Source organism: Edaphobacter sp. HDX4, from assembly GCF_036877565.1.
Taxonomy (GTDB): Bacteria; Acidobacteriota; Terriglobia; order Terriglobales; family Acidobacteriaceae; genus Edaphobacter.
Map to the genome: position 1 here is coordinate 296,143 of NZ_JAEDXW010000002.1, position 14,990 is coordinate 311,132.

Genomic DNA, 14,990 nt, shown 5'->3' on the forward strand with positions numbered 1-14,990 from the left:
GTCCACATGCCCCGTAGTCTGGCAAGCAGCGAAATGGCTTAGCAACATACATAGCAGAACAGTAAAAGAATTAGAGATGCGCATAGTATCGGCTCGTCGGATCTTCGGGATTGAGAGAATTTGACTTCGTGCTGGCCCGTCGTTGGAGACTGGCGTAGATCGCCGGCAGGATTCCCAGTGTGGTGATCGTGGAAAAGATGAGACCGCCAACAACTGCTCGGCCTAGCGGTGCCGTCTGGGCTCCACCCGCTCCAAATCCGATAGCCATTGGAAGCATGCCGCAAATCATGGCGGTCGCCGTCATCAGAATGGCCCGCAGGCGGCTTGTGGCTCCTTGGCGAGATGCTTGGAGTGCATCGCTCGTCTCACGGCGCGATTGTTCTGCGAAGCTGACTAGCAAAATTGAATTCGCTACCGAGATGCCGACGGCCATGATGGCCCCCATAAATGACTGGATGTTTACCGTTGTCCCGGTGAGCAGCAGAGCGACAATCACCCCAACCAGAACGCCAGGGAGGGTCGACAGAATAACGAGTGGCAGTCGCAGTGACTGAAAGTTGGCCATGAGCAAGAGAAAGATGGCGGCAACAGCAAGGAGCAATCCGATGCGCAGGCCCGAGAGGGTATCTTCGAGTGCCGGAATTTGGCCACGCATAACAACCGTGCTGCCCTTGGGCGGAGCTGCGATATGTTTGAGCGCCTCATTAAGCTTGAGTTGAGCGTTCCCCAGTGCAATACCATGCAGATTCGCAGTAACGCTGACGACGCGCTGGCCGCTAAACCGCTCGATCATCTCCGGCATAGTGCCGCTGGTTAGGCTCGCGACTTGGTCTAACTGCGGTTGGGCCTGTCCCTCCTTCATAAGAGGCAGGGTTGCAAGTGCTCCGAAGCCTTGCATGCGATTTGAAGGAAGTTGAACCTGAATTTGAAATGCGTTCCCGGTCCTTGGATCTCTCCAGTAGTTGGGAGCGATGAAACGCGAGGAGCCGGTTGCGGGAACAAGCGAGTTTGTGACATCTGCCATCGTTAAGCCGAACTGACCGGCATAGTCACGATCGATTTTTATATCAGCGGTTGGGTAATTTTCCACTTGAACGACAGAGATATCTCGAAGGAAGCTCAGCTTATGCAACTCGGATTCGATCTTAGCAAGATAGGCATAGTTTTGATTTAGGTCCACGCCTTGTACATCGATCTGCACTGGCGTAGGCGATCCAAAGCTCATCACCTGCGCCACAATATCACCAGCCTCGAAGGAGACTTTCAGATCCGGCATCTGCTTTTGAAACGCGTTTCGAAGCGACTCTCGTAACGCCTCATCCTGTGGATGACCAGGCTTCAGCTGCACCTGGACGATTGCTTCTTCCGGACCGCTGGTAAACAAGTGAATCAGATTCACCGGGTAGCTTGAGGGCTGGATGCCCATGTAGTCCGACGTAATCTCGACGTTCTTCTCGCCTACTGTCCGTCGAATCAGCTCGAGTGCCTGCATCACCAAGGGCTCGGATTCTTCAATGCGTGTTCCGACCGGTGCTTTGATACGAAGTCTCAGCACGGGACCATTCGCATCCGGGAAGATCTCAGTCCCCAGCCGCGGAGCGACAAGCACCAGTATGAGGGCGGTTACTGTAAAGTAGCCGATCATGACCCACCGCCCATGCTCCAAGAGGCGATCAAGGTACGAGCCGTACCAGGCTCGGAGTTTGCCAAAGCGCCCTTCTGATGATTCGCGCCTGTGGGTCTCTGACATGAACCAGGTCGCGAAGACAGGGACGAGACTACTCGAAAGGAAGTACGAAGCAATCATTGCAAAGCCTACTGCCATTGAGAGTGGCACGAAGAGCTGCTTGCCAACGCCTTTCATAAAGAAGGACGGCAGGAAGACAGCCAATACGCAAAGCATCGAGAGGAGTCGTGCAATCACCGTTCGCTTGCAGGCTTCCAGCACCGCAGCTGCGCGGGAGACGCCGGGCAGCAGCTGGGTGTGAATGTTTTCAATTTCAACCGTTGCTTCATCGACCAGCACTCCGACTGCAAGCGCCAGGCCGCCGAGCGTCATTACATTGACCGTCTGACCCGTCGCCCAAAGAAGCAGGACAGCAGTGAAGAGAGCAAAGGGGATATTCGCAACAACGATTAGCGCGCCGCGCCAGTCTCCGAGAAACATCAGGACAACCAGACCAGTAAGTACGGCACCAAGCAGGGCTTCACGGACGAGTCCGCTAATTGCATTGGAGACGTAGCCCGATTGATCGAACGCAAGCTGAACATCCACGTCATCCGGCATCACTTTCTTGAATGCAGGGATCGCATCTTTGACGGCTTTGATTACGGCGAGGGTAGATGCGTCCGATCGCTTCGTCACGGGGATGTACACAGTCCTGCGCCCATCAACGTGGGCATAGGCGGTCACGATATCGGTGCCGTTCTCAATGCTCCCAATGTCTCGGAGGTAGATGTTGCTGCCTGACTTTGGATGAATGGGAGTGTTCATCAGCTCGGGCAGATCAGGGCCAAGTGTGGAATTGGTCCGAACGATGCGGTTCAGTGTGCCGTCGTACAAATTGCCGGCGGGAGCGACAACACTGCCGCTGCTGACCGCCGCAATCGCTTGTTCTGTTGAGACGCCATATTGCTTGAGCTTGTCCGGGTCAAGGGTGACGACGATGGTGCGTTGGTTGCCACCAAACGGTGGGGGTGCGGAGACTCCGGGCAACGTAGCGAACAGGGGCCGCACTTGGTTCAACGCAATGTTCTGCAACTCGCCCTGCGTGTGAGTTGCGCTGGTGAAGACGAGCAGACCGACTGCAACGCTTCCAGGATCAAACCGCGTGATGAATGGAGGAACAGTTCCCGGAGGCATGAAGGCTCGGGCACGATTCACGTACCCGACGGTTTCGCCCATCGCCTGCTGCATGTCCGTACCCTCACGGAAGGTCAGCTTCATGAGGGCCGCGCCCTGAACGCTCTTGCTGTCTACCGACTGGATGCCCGTGATGTAAAGGAAGTGGTACTCATAATAGTAGGTGAGGAAGCCTTCCATCTGGGCAGGGCTCATACCACCGTATGGCTGCGCAACATAGATGACGGGATTGCCAACCTGCGGGAAGATGTCCATCCGCATTCGATTGATGGCCGTGAAGAAGCCAGCGACGATTGCGATGAGCGCTACGATGACGGTGAGAGGACGGCTTAGGGCTGCGAGAACGAGGCGCATTTGCGATCGATTCCTTGGCTTACCTGTTTGCTTCCTGCAAGAACGGTTGAACGTCTCCTCGAATGAATTCCAAGTGGAGATACGAGCGCCATACATTCAGCCGGGCAATTGCATCATCAATCTGGGCCTGCACCAAAAGGCGTTGTGCCTGCGCCACGTCATCGATCGGCACTAGTCCTGCCTTATAGCGTGCTGTTGCTTGATTGAGAGTTGTCTGGGCAGCATCCCTCTGAACCGGCGTAGTTTGCGCGATCGTTCGGGTTGTGCGCAGACTGGCCTGCGCCTGTGCGAACTGCTCATGCAACGTCTTATCTGTAAGAAGTTCACTGGCCTTCGCCGACCGCAAAGTTGCTGCCTGCGCCGCCTCGTGTGCGTGAATGCTGGCAAACTCCATAAATGGGAAGGTGACATTCACTCCTGCCACATAATTGCCAACATTCGGAGCCAGGCCGCCTGCCCCAGAGAGCCGCTGCCCATTCGTCTCGGCTCCCGTCCCGCGTGCGTAAGCGGCAGCTTCAAGATTGAACTGTGGTGTCCAACTGCGCTCAATAGACCGCAACTGCGAAGCGTTCTGCTCAACCGCTGCGTGCCGCTCCCTCATGACCGGATTATTTGTCAGCACAAGTGGTGCATCCATGTCGGCAACGGCGGGAACCTCGCTCAGGAATTTTCCTTCTGCTAAAACGGGTGGGATGGGCCCGGTTAGAAACCGCTGCAGCGTCGCCTCGCTGTTTGCGATCGCTTGGTCCGCAAGCGCGAGTTCCGTCACAGCCGCAGCCTTTTCGGCATCGATGCGAGATTCGTCCGCACCCGGTCTGAGTTGCGACGAAACCAGAGCATGGATGCTGGTTCGCAAGATTTCCCAGTTGCCGATTGCCGCTGATGCGGCTCGCTTCGTGCTCATCGCGGCCAATACAGTCAGATAGGCGTCGGCTGAAGCCGTTGCGACTTCGAGTTGCGTACGCTGGTTGGCAGCACTCGCCTGGTCCTTGGCCGCCACTGCTGCACGAACCCGAGCGCTTCTAGTCCCGAAGTCGAATGGCTGCCAATTGATGAGAAGACCGGTCGCGCTCCCCCATACTGAGCCACTATTGTTCGTCCCGATTACGGGCCCGGACATCGGAGGGATAATGCTTTGAGGAAGGAGACTTCCAAAGACGTTGTTGCGTGTCCCGCGATTGAACTGAGCGACACCATCCAGTCTGGGAAGGTATGCAGTCCGGGCGAGCGCAATGTTCGCTGCCGAGACATTCAGATCCTCTTGAGAGATTTGAATAGAGGGATAGTTCTTCTCCGCATCCGCAACAACTGCTGACAGGCTCAACGTCCCGCTGCCGGCATCTTGGGCGATGCTGAGGCGAGACAGAGCAAGGAGCAGCATGGGCAGAACGAGCCGGTTGTGAAGGTTGACGATGCGCATCCGCTGGAGTTCCTTCTCGCGAGCGAAATCTCTTGTAGTGAGCTTCGAGGAGATTGAAATTGTAATCAATTCAATATCTCAGAGAGAGGCAGGAACCGAAAGTCAATTTACCGTTGCCGGCCGTAAGACGATCTCGGCTCGGATGACGGGCGACGAAAATTGGCTTTCAACTCTCAATGCCTTCGCCCGTGACAAGAGAGGAACCAAACGAAGATAGTCATGCTGAAAACAACGACCATGGCTCCAAGGACAACATCAACGCTGTTGGTAGCGTTCAAGTACATCCTTAAGTGAAACGGCTCCTTCCAGGGCTCCACGAAGAGCGCGATTGGTAACAGGAAGCAGTGGCCAGCGGTGAAAATGCGGGAGTGCGCTCGATAAGGGCAAATCGGGAAAGAGGAGAGGAGTCCGCTCTGCTCCGAGTTTCTCATTGAGGCGAGCGGTATTGAAGGCGATCTGGTCCACCGACATCTCAGTCGCTAATGTATCTAACTCCTGTTTCGTTGCGGTATACCAAAGGCCATCGGGACAATGGATCAAGATCGGAGACGTACTCTGAATCGCGCCATAGTCTGCCAGCGAACGCATCGCTTCCGATATCGTTTCGGAGCCTTGGAGAATTGGGGCAACGATTGGTTTAAGAGCATCTTCTAAATGGAGATCGTGCTCTTCGCGTTGCTCTTCCATCGAGGGCAAATAGAGACCATCCTCGTGAGTCAAGACTTCGAAGATAGGGACTGGCTGAAGAGACCGCGAGATCAGATAAGCGATGGTATTTGCGAGGATGACCGGTACAACGATTGAATAATTCCCGCTGACTTCCATCACCATGAAGACCGAGGTGAACGGCGCTCTCAGAAACGCGGCGAAAAGAACTCCCATGCCTACCAGAGCATAAGACCCAACTGAACCTGTGAGATGCGGGAAGAAGAGCTTCTCGAACGAGCCAACGGACGCTCCCAGCATCGCTCCAATGAACAACGTAGGAGCAAACATGCCTCCGGGAGTTCCGCTGGAAAATGACAGGGTCGTCGCGATGATTTTGAAAACGGCGAGTACCAGTAGCATCTTCCATGCGAACTGTGCGTGCATTGCCTGATCGATGACATCGTAGCCAGCCCCCATGACCTGAGGCAGGCCGAAGTAGCCGATACAGCCTACAAGAAACCCCGCCGCCGCGGGCTGTAACATCTGCGCGGAAGCCGTTGCACTCTTCAATTTAGGACGAAGATATTCCAGCGACTTGGAGAACGCGAGAGAGGCTAGTCCCCCGAAGATTCCCATCACTGCATAAGCCAGCAACTCGCGCGGATCGCGCAGAGTAACGGCAGGCACACGGAACATGGGTTCCGGTCCCCAGAACCACCGCGCAACGACTACACTCGAAATCGTCGCGAGCACAATTGATCCCAGTACATCTGCGCTCCATTGCCCAATGACCTCCTCGATGACGAACAAAATCGCCGAGATGGGCGCGTTGAATGCCGCAGCAAGGCCTGCTGCCGCACCTACCGGTGCAAAGATGCGCATACGAGCTTTGGAGAGCTGGAGTCTTCTGCTGATGAGTGAAGCTACGCCTGCGCCGATCTGTAATGAAGGATCTTCTGGACCGAGTGAATGGCCGCCACCGATCGCTAAGGCAGAAAGGATGAATTTGCCGCAGACTGTACGAAACGAGATATATCCATTGTGGATATACATCGCAGCCTTAGTCTGATTGATACCGCTCCCTCGCACCTCTGGAAAAACGAAACGGGTCAGCACTGCAACGACTAGCCCAACGACAGTCGGTACAATCAGCAGCTTCAGTTGCCGAGGTCCAGGCGAAGAGCCGAGCAACAGCACATTCAGCCAACCAATGGCCATGCGAAAAGACACGACCAGCAGCCCGGAGATAACGCCAATAAAGATGGACAGCACGAGCAAGATTCGCTCCTCGCGTCCAGGAATGGGTGGCAGCGACTCCTGTGCGATTGGTGGGCCTGGTCGCTGTGATGTCGTGCTAATGGCTGCCCCCTTTCGTTGCAGACGATTGCGCCAGCAGAAGAAGCAGTGCATCGTCTCCCGTGGGTGCTCCACAATGTTGGCTGGTTTGGATCTCGGTATCGTAGATCAACTGCAACGCGGCTTTCTGTTTGTCGGAATCGTGGAGAAGTGCAGAGCGGCTGGCCGTGGCATCTGGGTCCATCCAACGGGCGGCTAAAGATTGCAGAGAATTTTGCGATACATCGCTCTGCATCGCACATGCGTTCCAACGGGCCTTGGCGATTGCTCGATCAATGAGAATGCGATCCACTCTTTCTGGCGCCCTCAGGGTTTCGCTGGGTATAAGCTGCAGAATGCGTCGGGTCTTCATGAGCAGTGCGGTGTTCTCTTCATTTCCGGGCTGCCTTTTCACAGCTCGTTCGAGCAATGCCAAGGCAGTCGAATAGTCCCCGCGGCGATATGCAAGTCTGCCTGCCTCACTTAGTGCAATTTGATTGTCAGGTTGATGTACAAGAGCCTTCTGAAAAAAATCCATCGCGTCCGAGGGGGCAGCCACCTGTTCCAGCAGATTGGCGAGCGTCACATCGAGTTCCGGATCATCGGGAGCATTCCCTCCCACTACCAGCAGTTCTGTTTTTGCCGGTCCGAGCTGCTTCTGCTTGATGAGATATCGTGCAAGCTCGAGTCGAACGTCGCGCCGCCGTTTGGCTCCATCTCCCTCCCAGTCTCCATAGATAGAGGCACGATAGAAATTGACGGCCCCCTGTGCATCATGCTTCGTTGCGGCAAGACGAGCAAGTTGCAGATTGATGAATCCATCTCCCGGACGGGCCTCTCGCAACCCTATGAAGTAGTTATAGGCCTCCTCGGTCCTGCCCGCCTGTGCCAGAGCCTCAGCCAGATTCAGCTCATAGCTCCGTTCTCCCGGTGCGTAAGACAGCGCAGTCCGGTAGCAGGTGACCGCCTGATCGGGTCTATTAGCCTGCAAGGCTGCGACGCCGCGATCTGACCAGCGCTTTGCCAGCTCCGTACGGTGTTGCTGAAAAGAACGAAATAGAAACAGAGTGACAACAAACAGCACAACAGTTATAGCTGTCAGACTCAGGAAAGTAATGGAGTCGCGGAAAATCACGCGGCGTGTTGTCAATGTTGCGGTATTCTTCGCCATCGGCTGTTCGACATGAACCACTTAGGAAGCTTGACCCTCTTTAGGAAAGAGACCACTCTCAACCAGTGTACCGTCTCAAGGGCAGACTCACCTCTCAGCGCAGGAGAAGACGGAATCCAGATCCATTGTGCTGGAGTCCAGCGACAAGGAGCTGCGATATAGAGCGCGCGGTGAACGCTCAGCGCGGATAGAGCGCTTTGGCTCGATCATCCTCTCGGGGGAGCAGTGATAATTGCGATCGGATTTTCAATTCTGCTACTCAAGGCCAGTGCGGCGCAAATCGCAGAGAAGATCAGCGATCGCATGGACAAGACAGATGAACGTGTCACGAGCCTGCGGATCAGTTTGGACGGGCAATGGGAGGCGGTTCGAGTTTCGATGGATGGGGCGTTGTGAAACGGCTGCAGCTTGACCGATGGGCGCTGGTATTTTGGCCCCACGGTGCATCCGGTGATGCTCGCACCTAATGCGAAGGCAAAGCCGATTCGGAGAACGAACTTTTGCGCCGCAGGTGAACCTGTTTCGAAAAGCATGAAGCGCTTCCTTGCTTGAACGTAATAACGTACATGTACAATATGATATACACGGAAAGATCGATTCAAGATTTTTCGAGAGGTATCGATGAATTCTGCAAAAGTGAAGGGAACGCTGCAAAAGCGGAGGGAACGCTACCGCACTGAACTGCGCGATGAGACCTTGTCGGCGGCCCGCAAGCTGATCCAGGAGGAAGGCTACCAGGGACTGACAATCCGGAAGCTCGCGCAGCGGATGGAATGTTCGCCCATGGCGCTCTATTCCTATTTCGCGGACAAGCAGGCCCTCCTGGCAGCACTCGCTCTGGAAGGATTTGAAAAAGTGGCCAAGCGGTTCGATTCCACCGTACACCGGGATCCGCTTATCGCGGTCAAGAAGATACTGCTGGACTACATCGGGTACGCCGTGGAGAACCCCAACGAGTACAGGATTCTGTTTCTGTCGGTCGAAACTCTTGGAGAGTTGGAGCTAACCCGCGAGGATTTGCAGGAGCGAAATCCGGCTTTCGGACCACTATTCAACCGCGTGGAAACGTGCATCAAGGTAGGTGTGCTTCAAGGCGACGCGTTCGCTGTGAGTACCGTGTTGTGGACAGCCGCTCATGGGGCGGCGTCAGTGCTGATCACGGCGCAGAAGTTTCCGTTTAGTAGTCGTCGACTATACGCTGAGGAGGTCGTCGAAACTATATTAAGCGGCGTGCAAAACCGGGTGATCGCGGGGGTATGAACCCCTCTCTTATTGTCCGGCCGGTCAACACAGTGATAGGCGACTTTCTCGCCGATGCCGAAGCCCTGCTCGCTGCCCCCATCGAGCGCGTATCGCTGGACGATATTGCGCACCAGGCCCAGCCCACCCTCTCTATCCACAACAAGGAGCCGATCACCATGAATGACGTCATCATCATCGGCGGCAGCTTTGCCGGCCTCGCCGCCGCCCTGCAACTCGGCCGTGCCCGCCGCACGGTCGCCGTTCTCGATACCGGCCTGCCGCGCAATCGCTTCGCCGGCCACTCGCATGGCCTGCTCGGCCACGATCACAAGCCACCGCTGGACATCCTAGCCGAGGCGCGGCAGCAGCTGGCGCGTTATCCCACGATCAGGCTGGTCAGTGCCCGGGCCGACAGCGTCTCCGGCGCCATCGACCATTTCTCCGTCCTCACTGGCGATGGCGAAAGCCTTGGGGCGCGCCGCCTGATCCTGAGCTATGGCGTCGCCGACCAGATGCCTGATGTTCCGGGTTTTGCCGAAAGCTGGGGCACGTCCATCGTGCCTTGCCCCTATTGCGACGGCTTTGAAGTCGCCGGCCAGCATTGGGGCCTCGTCTGGTCCGGCCCGCAGTCGCACCAGTCTGTCAGGCTGTTCCACGATTGGACTGATAAGTTGACTGTCTTCGCCGATGGTCATGACATTCCGCCCGATATCCAGGCCGATCTGGCGCGCCGCAACATACCTGTCGCCGATGGCAGGATCGTCGAGATCGCCCATCACAAGGGCCATATCACCACCGTTAATCTCGATACCCGCCGCAATATCGCGCTCGATGTCCTGTTCGCCCATCCGCGCAACAAGCCGTCCGCAAGCCTGCATGAATCACTGGGCCTCGCCACGATCGATACGCCCGTCGGCATCGCCCTCAAGGTCGACGAGCGCCGCCAAACCAGCATGCCCGGCATCTACGCCGCCGGCGACCTCGCCACGCCCTTCTTGCCCTCGGTCACCCTGGCATCATCGCAGGGCGCGATGGCGGGTATCTTCGCCCAGCAGTCGATGCTGGTTTGAGAGCACTCTGGTTTGTGGATCATTGCGGAATGGCCCACTTCTGATGAGGAACAGATCGTGTCAGGACAATTCGATCCTTGGAAACAGCTTTGTCCCGTCATAGTTCAGGCCGCTCCGGAATATTCCATATATGGCGTGGAGCAACTTCCTCGCAACAGCAATGAGTGCCTGCAAACGGGCTTTCTTTCGAGCCAGGAGGCTTTTGAAAAAGGCTTTCGCGTGGGGATCACAGCGGGATGCGACTAAGGCCGGCATGTAAAGCGCTCTCCTTAAGTGGCGATTTCCCGCGCGACTGATGCGAGACGCCTTCCTCAATGAGCTTCCTGATATTTCATGCGCAGGATCGAGACCGCTATGTGCGACCCATTACCGCACGATGGTAGTGGTGGCGCAGTGTACCGGCCCCCGGGCCGAAGAGGTTCTGGCGCTCGAATGGGAGGACATCGACTTCGAGAACCTGCATATGAAGGTCGTTAGAGCGGTCGTTCACGGTCGCTTGAAGATGGTCAAGACCGAGTATTCAGAGGACGAGCTGCCGCTCGATCCCGGCTTCGCGGAGACTCTTCTGATCTGGAAATGTAGGTTGGGAGCCGAACGCGAGGTACAAAACGGGGTTTCAACCCCATTGGTGGGGTTGGACCTCGTTTTCCCAAGCACCTCGACAGGACGGCATTTCCATGCGGCTCCGGCGCAGCAGGACTACATTCGTCCGGCTGGCTGCTGCCTTGTGGCTTGTCCGAAGTGCGGTGCCGGGATGGGAATCTGGTGTATTCAGGACTCGCCGACACCGAACGGCAAGCGACTTCCGCTGCATGACGAGCGGTGGGATGCTGCCGGAAAGTACGGCAGCGTAGGGTGGCATACGTTTCGCCCTACCTACCGTTCCTGGCTGGATAGCACCGGAGCGCCTATCGGCGTGCAGCAGAAGTTGATGCGGCATGCGCAGGTTTCAACCACGATGAACGTGTACGGAAACGCCTTGATGACGGCCAAGCGGGAGGCCAACAGCGAGGTGGTAAAGATGGCATTGAGGAGCGCTTAGGCCCATGCAAAAACGCCACCCGCAGGAGATAAATCCCAAAGCGTTTTGGCGACCGCTGCTATTTGGGGTTATCTGGGGTTGGCGTTTTCGCTAATTGGTTGCGGGGGTAGGATTTGAACCTACGACCTTTGGGTTATGAGCCCAACGAGCTACCGGGCTGCTCCACCCCGCTTGTTAAATATAACGCTAGTGTCACATGGGGTCAACAAGTCAGCGTTATGGAAGGTTCCTTTCTCGCTCGAAGAATCACATTGCCGATAGGCCGTAACTTTTCTTGCGGAAAGACGTTCTATAGATAGAGGTTGCATTGCCTTGGGAGGAACGGAAGTATGGGTAGCAATGATCATTGGTGGAAGAGTGCAGCAGGCATCACGCTCATGATCTGTTTGGCCGCCGCTGTCAGTCAGGCACAAGAGAAGCCTGTGCCTGATGCTCAGATCGAAGCCAGCGTTTTAAAGTCACTGGCCAGCGCTCCCGAACTGGCAGACCAGGCAATTGGCTCTAGCACCGTCTACGGAACGGTCACGCTCTCGGGCTCGGTTGAATCTGAAGCCTTACGAAACAAGGCCGAGCAGCTGGTCGCGAACACGTCTGGAGTCAAGAAGGTCGTCGACGAGCTGACAATTGGGACGCCCGCTCCCGCTCAGACAGGAGTCTCAGAACCTCCAGAAGATAACGTGCAGCAGGGAACTGAGACGTCCACCGCTCCAGACGGCAGTTCGACCTCATCTGCGCCCCAAGCTGGCTATCCACCTCCACCTGCGTCACCTCCAGTCCCACAAGAGGCGCAGCCTCCGATGGATCGTTCTCAGCCGCAAGCAGGATATCCAGCTTATCCGCCCGCATCGCCGTCCTACCCCCCGGCGCCCCGGGCCCCTTATCGAGTGCAGCAGCAGGCGGGCCGGTCAGTCGTTCTTCCTGCGGGAACCGCTATTCGTGTGAGGATCAACCAGCCGATGGATAGTCGGCACGTTCAGCCGGGAGATCCTTTCGATGGCATCGTTCTGAACGATGTTCTGGCAGACGGTATGGTGGCCATCCCTCGTGGAGCTACCGTCCAGGGCCATGTCGCTGATGCTCACCCCGGAGGTGATCTGCGAGGGCGAGGCGGAATTGCGCTTGAGCTGTCGCAGGTGATTCTGGAAGGGCACCCTTACTCGCTCGCCACAACTCCATGGTTCCATCAGGGCTATGACAAGACCGGTCAGACCGTTGGGACGACCGTCGGGCTTGGAGCCGCAGGTGCGACCATCGGCGCCATTGCAGGCGGCGGTCCAGGAGCTCTGCTGGGTGCGGGTATAGGCGCCATTGCAGGTCTGGGCATCTCGTCCGCCTCGCGGCAGGGAGAGGCCGCACTCCCGTCGGAGGCGATTGTCTCTTTTCAACTGGCTCAGCAAACCGCTCTCACGACGGTGTCACAGGCTGAACTCGACAGGCTTGGCGCAGGACTGCCACCCCCAGCGAACGTCCAGTCACTGCGCCGGCGTTACTATCCGCCTCAGCCACCCCCGCCGCCTTACTACTATGGTCCGGCCTATTATCCCTACCGCTACTATCCCTACTATCGGTAACTTTCCATCCGGACAAGGAGAGCCACGAAGTCGTTGGTACTCTTCGTCCGGATCGCTTCACGCCGCCGCTGCTGAGTTCTCGAGGCCATTTGCGCCAGCAGGACTTCGAATCCACTCTCCCGGTGATTTATACTTGTTCCTTGCCCTGCATCCAGTGCAAGCTCTTGTGGCTTATGTTCTGGTTCCGCAAATTCCGGGCGGCCGCACACTTGTGTACGACGGTGGCGTTTTTTAAGTGAAGGTCTTCAGTCAAGCATGATTCGTATTTTGCAGCAGGACAACCGCATCACGAAGATTCTCTTTGCTGTCATCATCGGCTTCGCATGTATCACGATGGTGATAACGCTCGTCCCTGGAGTCTTCGACACCTCCGGCGCGAACGATGCAAACGCCTTTGCTACCGTGCATGAGCCAGGTCTTCTGGGCCGGATGGGCGTCGATAGCGCAACAGTAAAGATGACCGAGGTCAACCAGCTTGCTGCACGTCAGTTGCAGCAGCAGCATCTGCCTGAGTTTTTGATGCCCTATATGACGCAGCGCGCCGGTCAGATCCTCGTGCAGCGGCAGATTCTCAAGCATGAGGCGGATCGCATGAATCTCCAGGTCAGCGATGAGGACCTGCGACGCGAGCTTGAAACTGGCCCCTTCGCCCAGTATCTCTTTCCCGGCGGAAAGTATATCGGCGATGACGCCTACATGAACTTCGTCCAGAACTTCTTCCAGGTCAGCCGCTCCGACTTCGAAACTCAGATTAAGAGCGACATGGAGTTGCAGCGTCTGCAGGCATTGATTACCGGTGGCGTCACCGTCTCTGACAATGCCGTTCGAGAGGCGTACCTCCAGCAGGGAACCAAGATCAAGTTCGACTACGCTGTGATCTCGTCAGCCGATCTGCGCAAGACCATCAATCCATCTGACGCAGACCTTGAGAAGTTCTTCAAAGACAATCAGGCACGCTATGCGACAGCCATTCCCGAGACGCGGAAGATCCAGTACGTCTCCTTCGATGCGTCCAACCTGCCGGGCGGCAAGCCTCAGGTCTCCGATGCGGATATCCAGACCTACTACAACCAGCATCAGTCGCAGTTCCAGGTTAAGGAGCAGGTCAAGGTTCGGCACATCCTCATCGCGGTTCCCGCGGGTGCCGACAGCAAGACCGATTCGGCTGCCAAGGCAAAGGCTGAAGATCTGTTAAAGCAGATCAAAGGCGGCGCGGACTTCGCGGAGCTTGCCAGCAAAAACTCGGACGATCCTGGCAGCAAGACTCAGGGAGGTGAACTTGGCTGGCTGGACCGTGGCCGTACCGTTCCCGAGTTCGACAAGGTCGCATTCAGTCTGGCTCCCGGACAGACCTCTGACGTCATAAAGACGCAGTTCGGTTATCACATTCTGCAGGTCGAGGATAAAAAGACCGCTCACCTTCGGCCGCTCTCCGAGGTGAAAGCTGAGATCGTTCCCATCCTTGAGCAGCAACGCGTCGGAGCGGCAGAGCAGACCTATGCCTCTCAGCTTGCAGCCGACGCCAAGAAGAATGGCCTTGATAAGGCTGCATCCTCTCGCGGACTGAAGGTTGTCACCACCGATTATTTGGCGAAGGATGGAGTCATCGCTGGGCTTTCCGATGGATCCGCTCTCTTGACTCAGGCATTCTCTGTCGTCAAGAACGCAGACCCGGCCGCAGTCTCGACGGGAGACGGTTTTGCTGTCTTCCAGGTCACGGATATCAAGGCTGCTCATGCCCCCACGTTCGCGGAGTACAAGACGCACATCCTCGAGGACTACCGCGAACAGCAGTTGCCTGTACTGCTGAATTCCCAGCTCAACAAGCTTGACGATCGTGCGAAGGTCCTCAACGATCTTAAGAAAGCTGCCGCCGAGATGAATATCCCTGTCAAGACGAGCGACCTTGTCGGGCGCGACGCGCAGGTTCCTGAAATCGGATCGATGAGTGGCCCAGCGTCCGTTGCTTTTACTCTCAACAAGGGCACGATCTCCGGTCCCATCAACATGGGTCAGGCAGGCGTAGTACTGAGCCTGACGGACAAGCAGGAACCTACGGCTGACGAGATCGCCAAGAACTTCGATCAGACGCGGGAGCAGTTGCTCAACCAGCAGCGCGACGAGCTCTTCCGCGTTTACGTCGGAGACCTCACCAAGAAGTATGAAGAGGCTGGCGCGATTCGCTACTCCAAACGGCAGCCTGCTGCACCGTCGCTTCCATCAGGCAGCTAAACTGCAGTCACAGTAAAGTCGAAATCGCGGGTCCGTACTCCT

The 14,990-nt window shown here is 56.6% G+C and carries 10 protein-coding genes, 1 tRNA gene and 1 pseudogene; 6 read left to right on the forward strand and 6 right to left on the reverse strand.

What is annotated here, in order from left to right:
• Window positions 1-70 precede the first annotated feature (70 nt).
• From JAO29_RS03640 to JAO29_RS03655, 4 genes are all read right to left on the reverse strand, one after another.
• Window positions 71-3,217, reverse strand: coding sequence for an efflux RND transporter permease subunit (locus JAO29_RS03640; protein WP_334266816.1), 3,147 nt, complete (start codon window positions 3,215-3,217; stop codon window positions 71-73).
• Between the two features lie 19 nt (window positions 3,218-3,236).
• Window positions 3,237-4,706 (reverse strand): TolC family protein, encoded by a 1,470-nt coding sequence (locus tag JAO29_RS03645; protein ID WP_334266817.1) that lies wholly within the window; start codon window positions 4,704-4,706, stop codon window positions 3,237-3,239.
• 186 nt (window positions 4,707-4,892) lie between these two features.
• Complete coding sequence (locus JAO29_RS03650; RefSeq protein WP_334266941.1) at window positions 4,893-6,557, reverse strand: chloride channel protein; 1,665 nt, start codon at window positions 6,555-6,557, stop codon at window positions 4,893-4,895.
• An 82-nt stretch (window positions 6,558-6,639) separates the two neighbouring features.
• Window positions 6,640-7,791, reverse strand: coding sequence for a tetratricopeptide repeat protein (locus JAO29_RS03655; protein ID WP_334266818.1), 1,152 nt, complete (start codon window positions 7,789-7,791; stop codon window positions 6,640-6,642).
• Between the two features lie 621 nt (window positions 7,792-8,412).
• Between JAO29_RS03655 and JAO29_RS03660 the strand changes: the two genes are divergently transcribed.
• The 3 genes from JAO29_RS03660 to JAO29_RS03670 are packed head-to-tail and all read left to right on the forward strand — an operon-like array spanning window position 8,413 to window position 10,349.
• Window positions 8,413-9,051, forward strand: coding sequence for a TetR/AcrR family transcriptional regulator (locus JAO29_RS03660; RefSeq protein WP_334266819.1), 639 nt, complete (start codon window positions 8,413-8,415; stop codon window positions 9,049-9,051).
• Complete coding sequence (locus JAO29_RS03665; RefSeq protein ID WP_334266820.1) at window positions 9,048-10,103, forward strand: NAD(P)/FAD-dependent oxidoreductase; 1,056 nt, start codon at window positions 9,048-9,050, stop codon at window positions 10,101-10,103. Before JAO29_RS03660 ends, JAO29_RS03665 begins: the two co-directional genes overlap by 4 nt.
• Window positions 10,104-10,115: 12 nt before the next feature.
• The gene (locus tag JAO29_RS03670) at window positions 10,116-10,349 is read left to right on the forward strand and encodes a hypothetical protein (RefSeq protein WP_334266821.1); all 234 of its coding nucleotides are present in this window, start codon (window positions 10,116-10,118) and stop codon (window positions 10,347-10,349) included.
• An 18-nt stretch (window positions 10,350-10,367) separates the two neighbouring features.
• Here JAO29_RS03670 and JAO29_RS23395 read toward each other — a convergent pair.
• Window positions 10,368-10,418, reverse strand: a pseudogene (locus JAO29_RS23395) (hypothetical protein); the annotation flags it as partial.
• Here JAO29_RS23395 and JAO29_RS03675 point away from each other — a divergent pair.
• Window positions 10,399-11,145, forward strand: coding sequence for a zinc finger domain-containing protein (locus JAO29_RS03675; protein ID WP_334266822.1), 747 nt, complete (start codon window positions 10,399-10,401; stop codon window positions 11,143-11,145). The pseudogene JAO29_RS23395 and the gene JAO29_RS03675 overlap by 20 nt on opposite strands.
• Window positions 11,146-11,240: 95 nt before the next feature.
• Here the strand turns inward: JAO29_RS03675 and JAO29_RS03680 are convergent.
• Window positions 11,241-11,317: transfer RNA gene (locus JAO29_RS03680), tRNA-Met, on the reverse strand.
• A gap of 157 nt (window positions 11,318-11,474) precedes the next feature.
• On the opposite strand from JAO29_RS03680, the gene JAO29_RS03685 reads away from it, so the two are divergent.
• Both JAO29_RS03685 and JAO29_RS03690 read left to right on the forward strand, forming a co-directional pair.
• The gene (locus JAO29_RS03685) at window positions 11,475-12,716 is read left to right on the forward strand and encodes a BON domain-containing protein (protein ID WP_334266824.1); all 1,242 of its coding nucleotides are present in this window, start codon (window positions 11,475-11,477) and stop codon (window positions 12,714-12,716) included.
• Window positions 12,717-12,971: 255 nt separating this feature from the next.
• Entirely contained in the window at window positions 12,972-14,948 is a 1,977-nt protein-coding gene (locus JAO29_RS03690; protein WP_334266825.1) for a peptidyl-prolyl cis-trans isomerase, read from the forward strand.
• Window positions 14,949-14,990 lie beyond the last annotated feature (42 nt).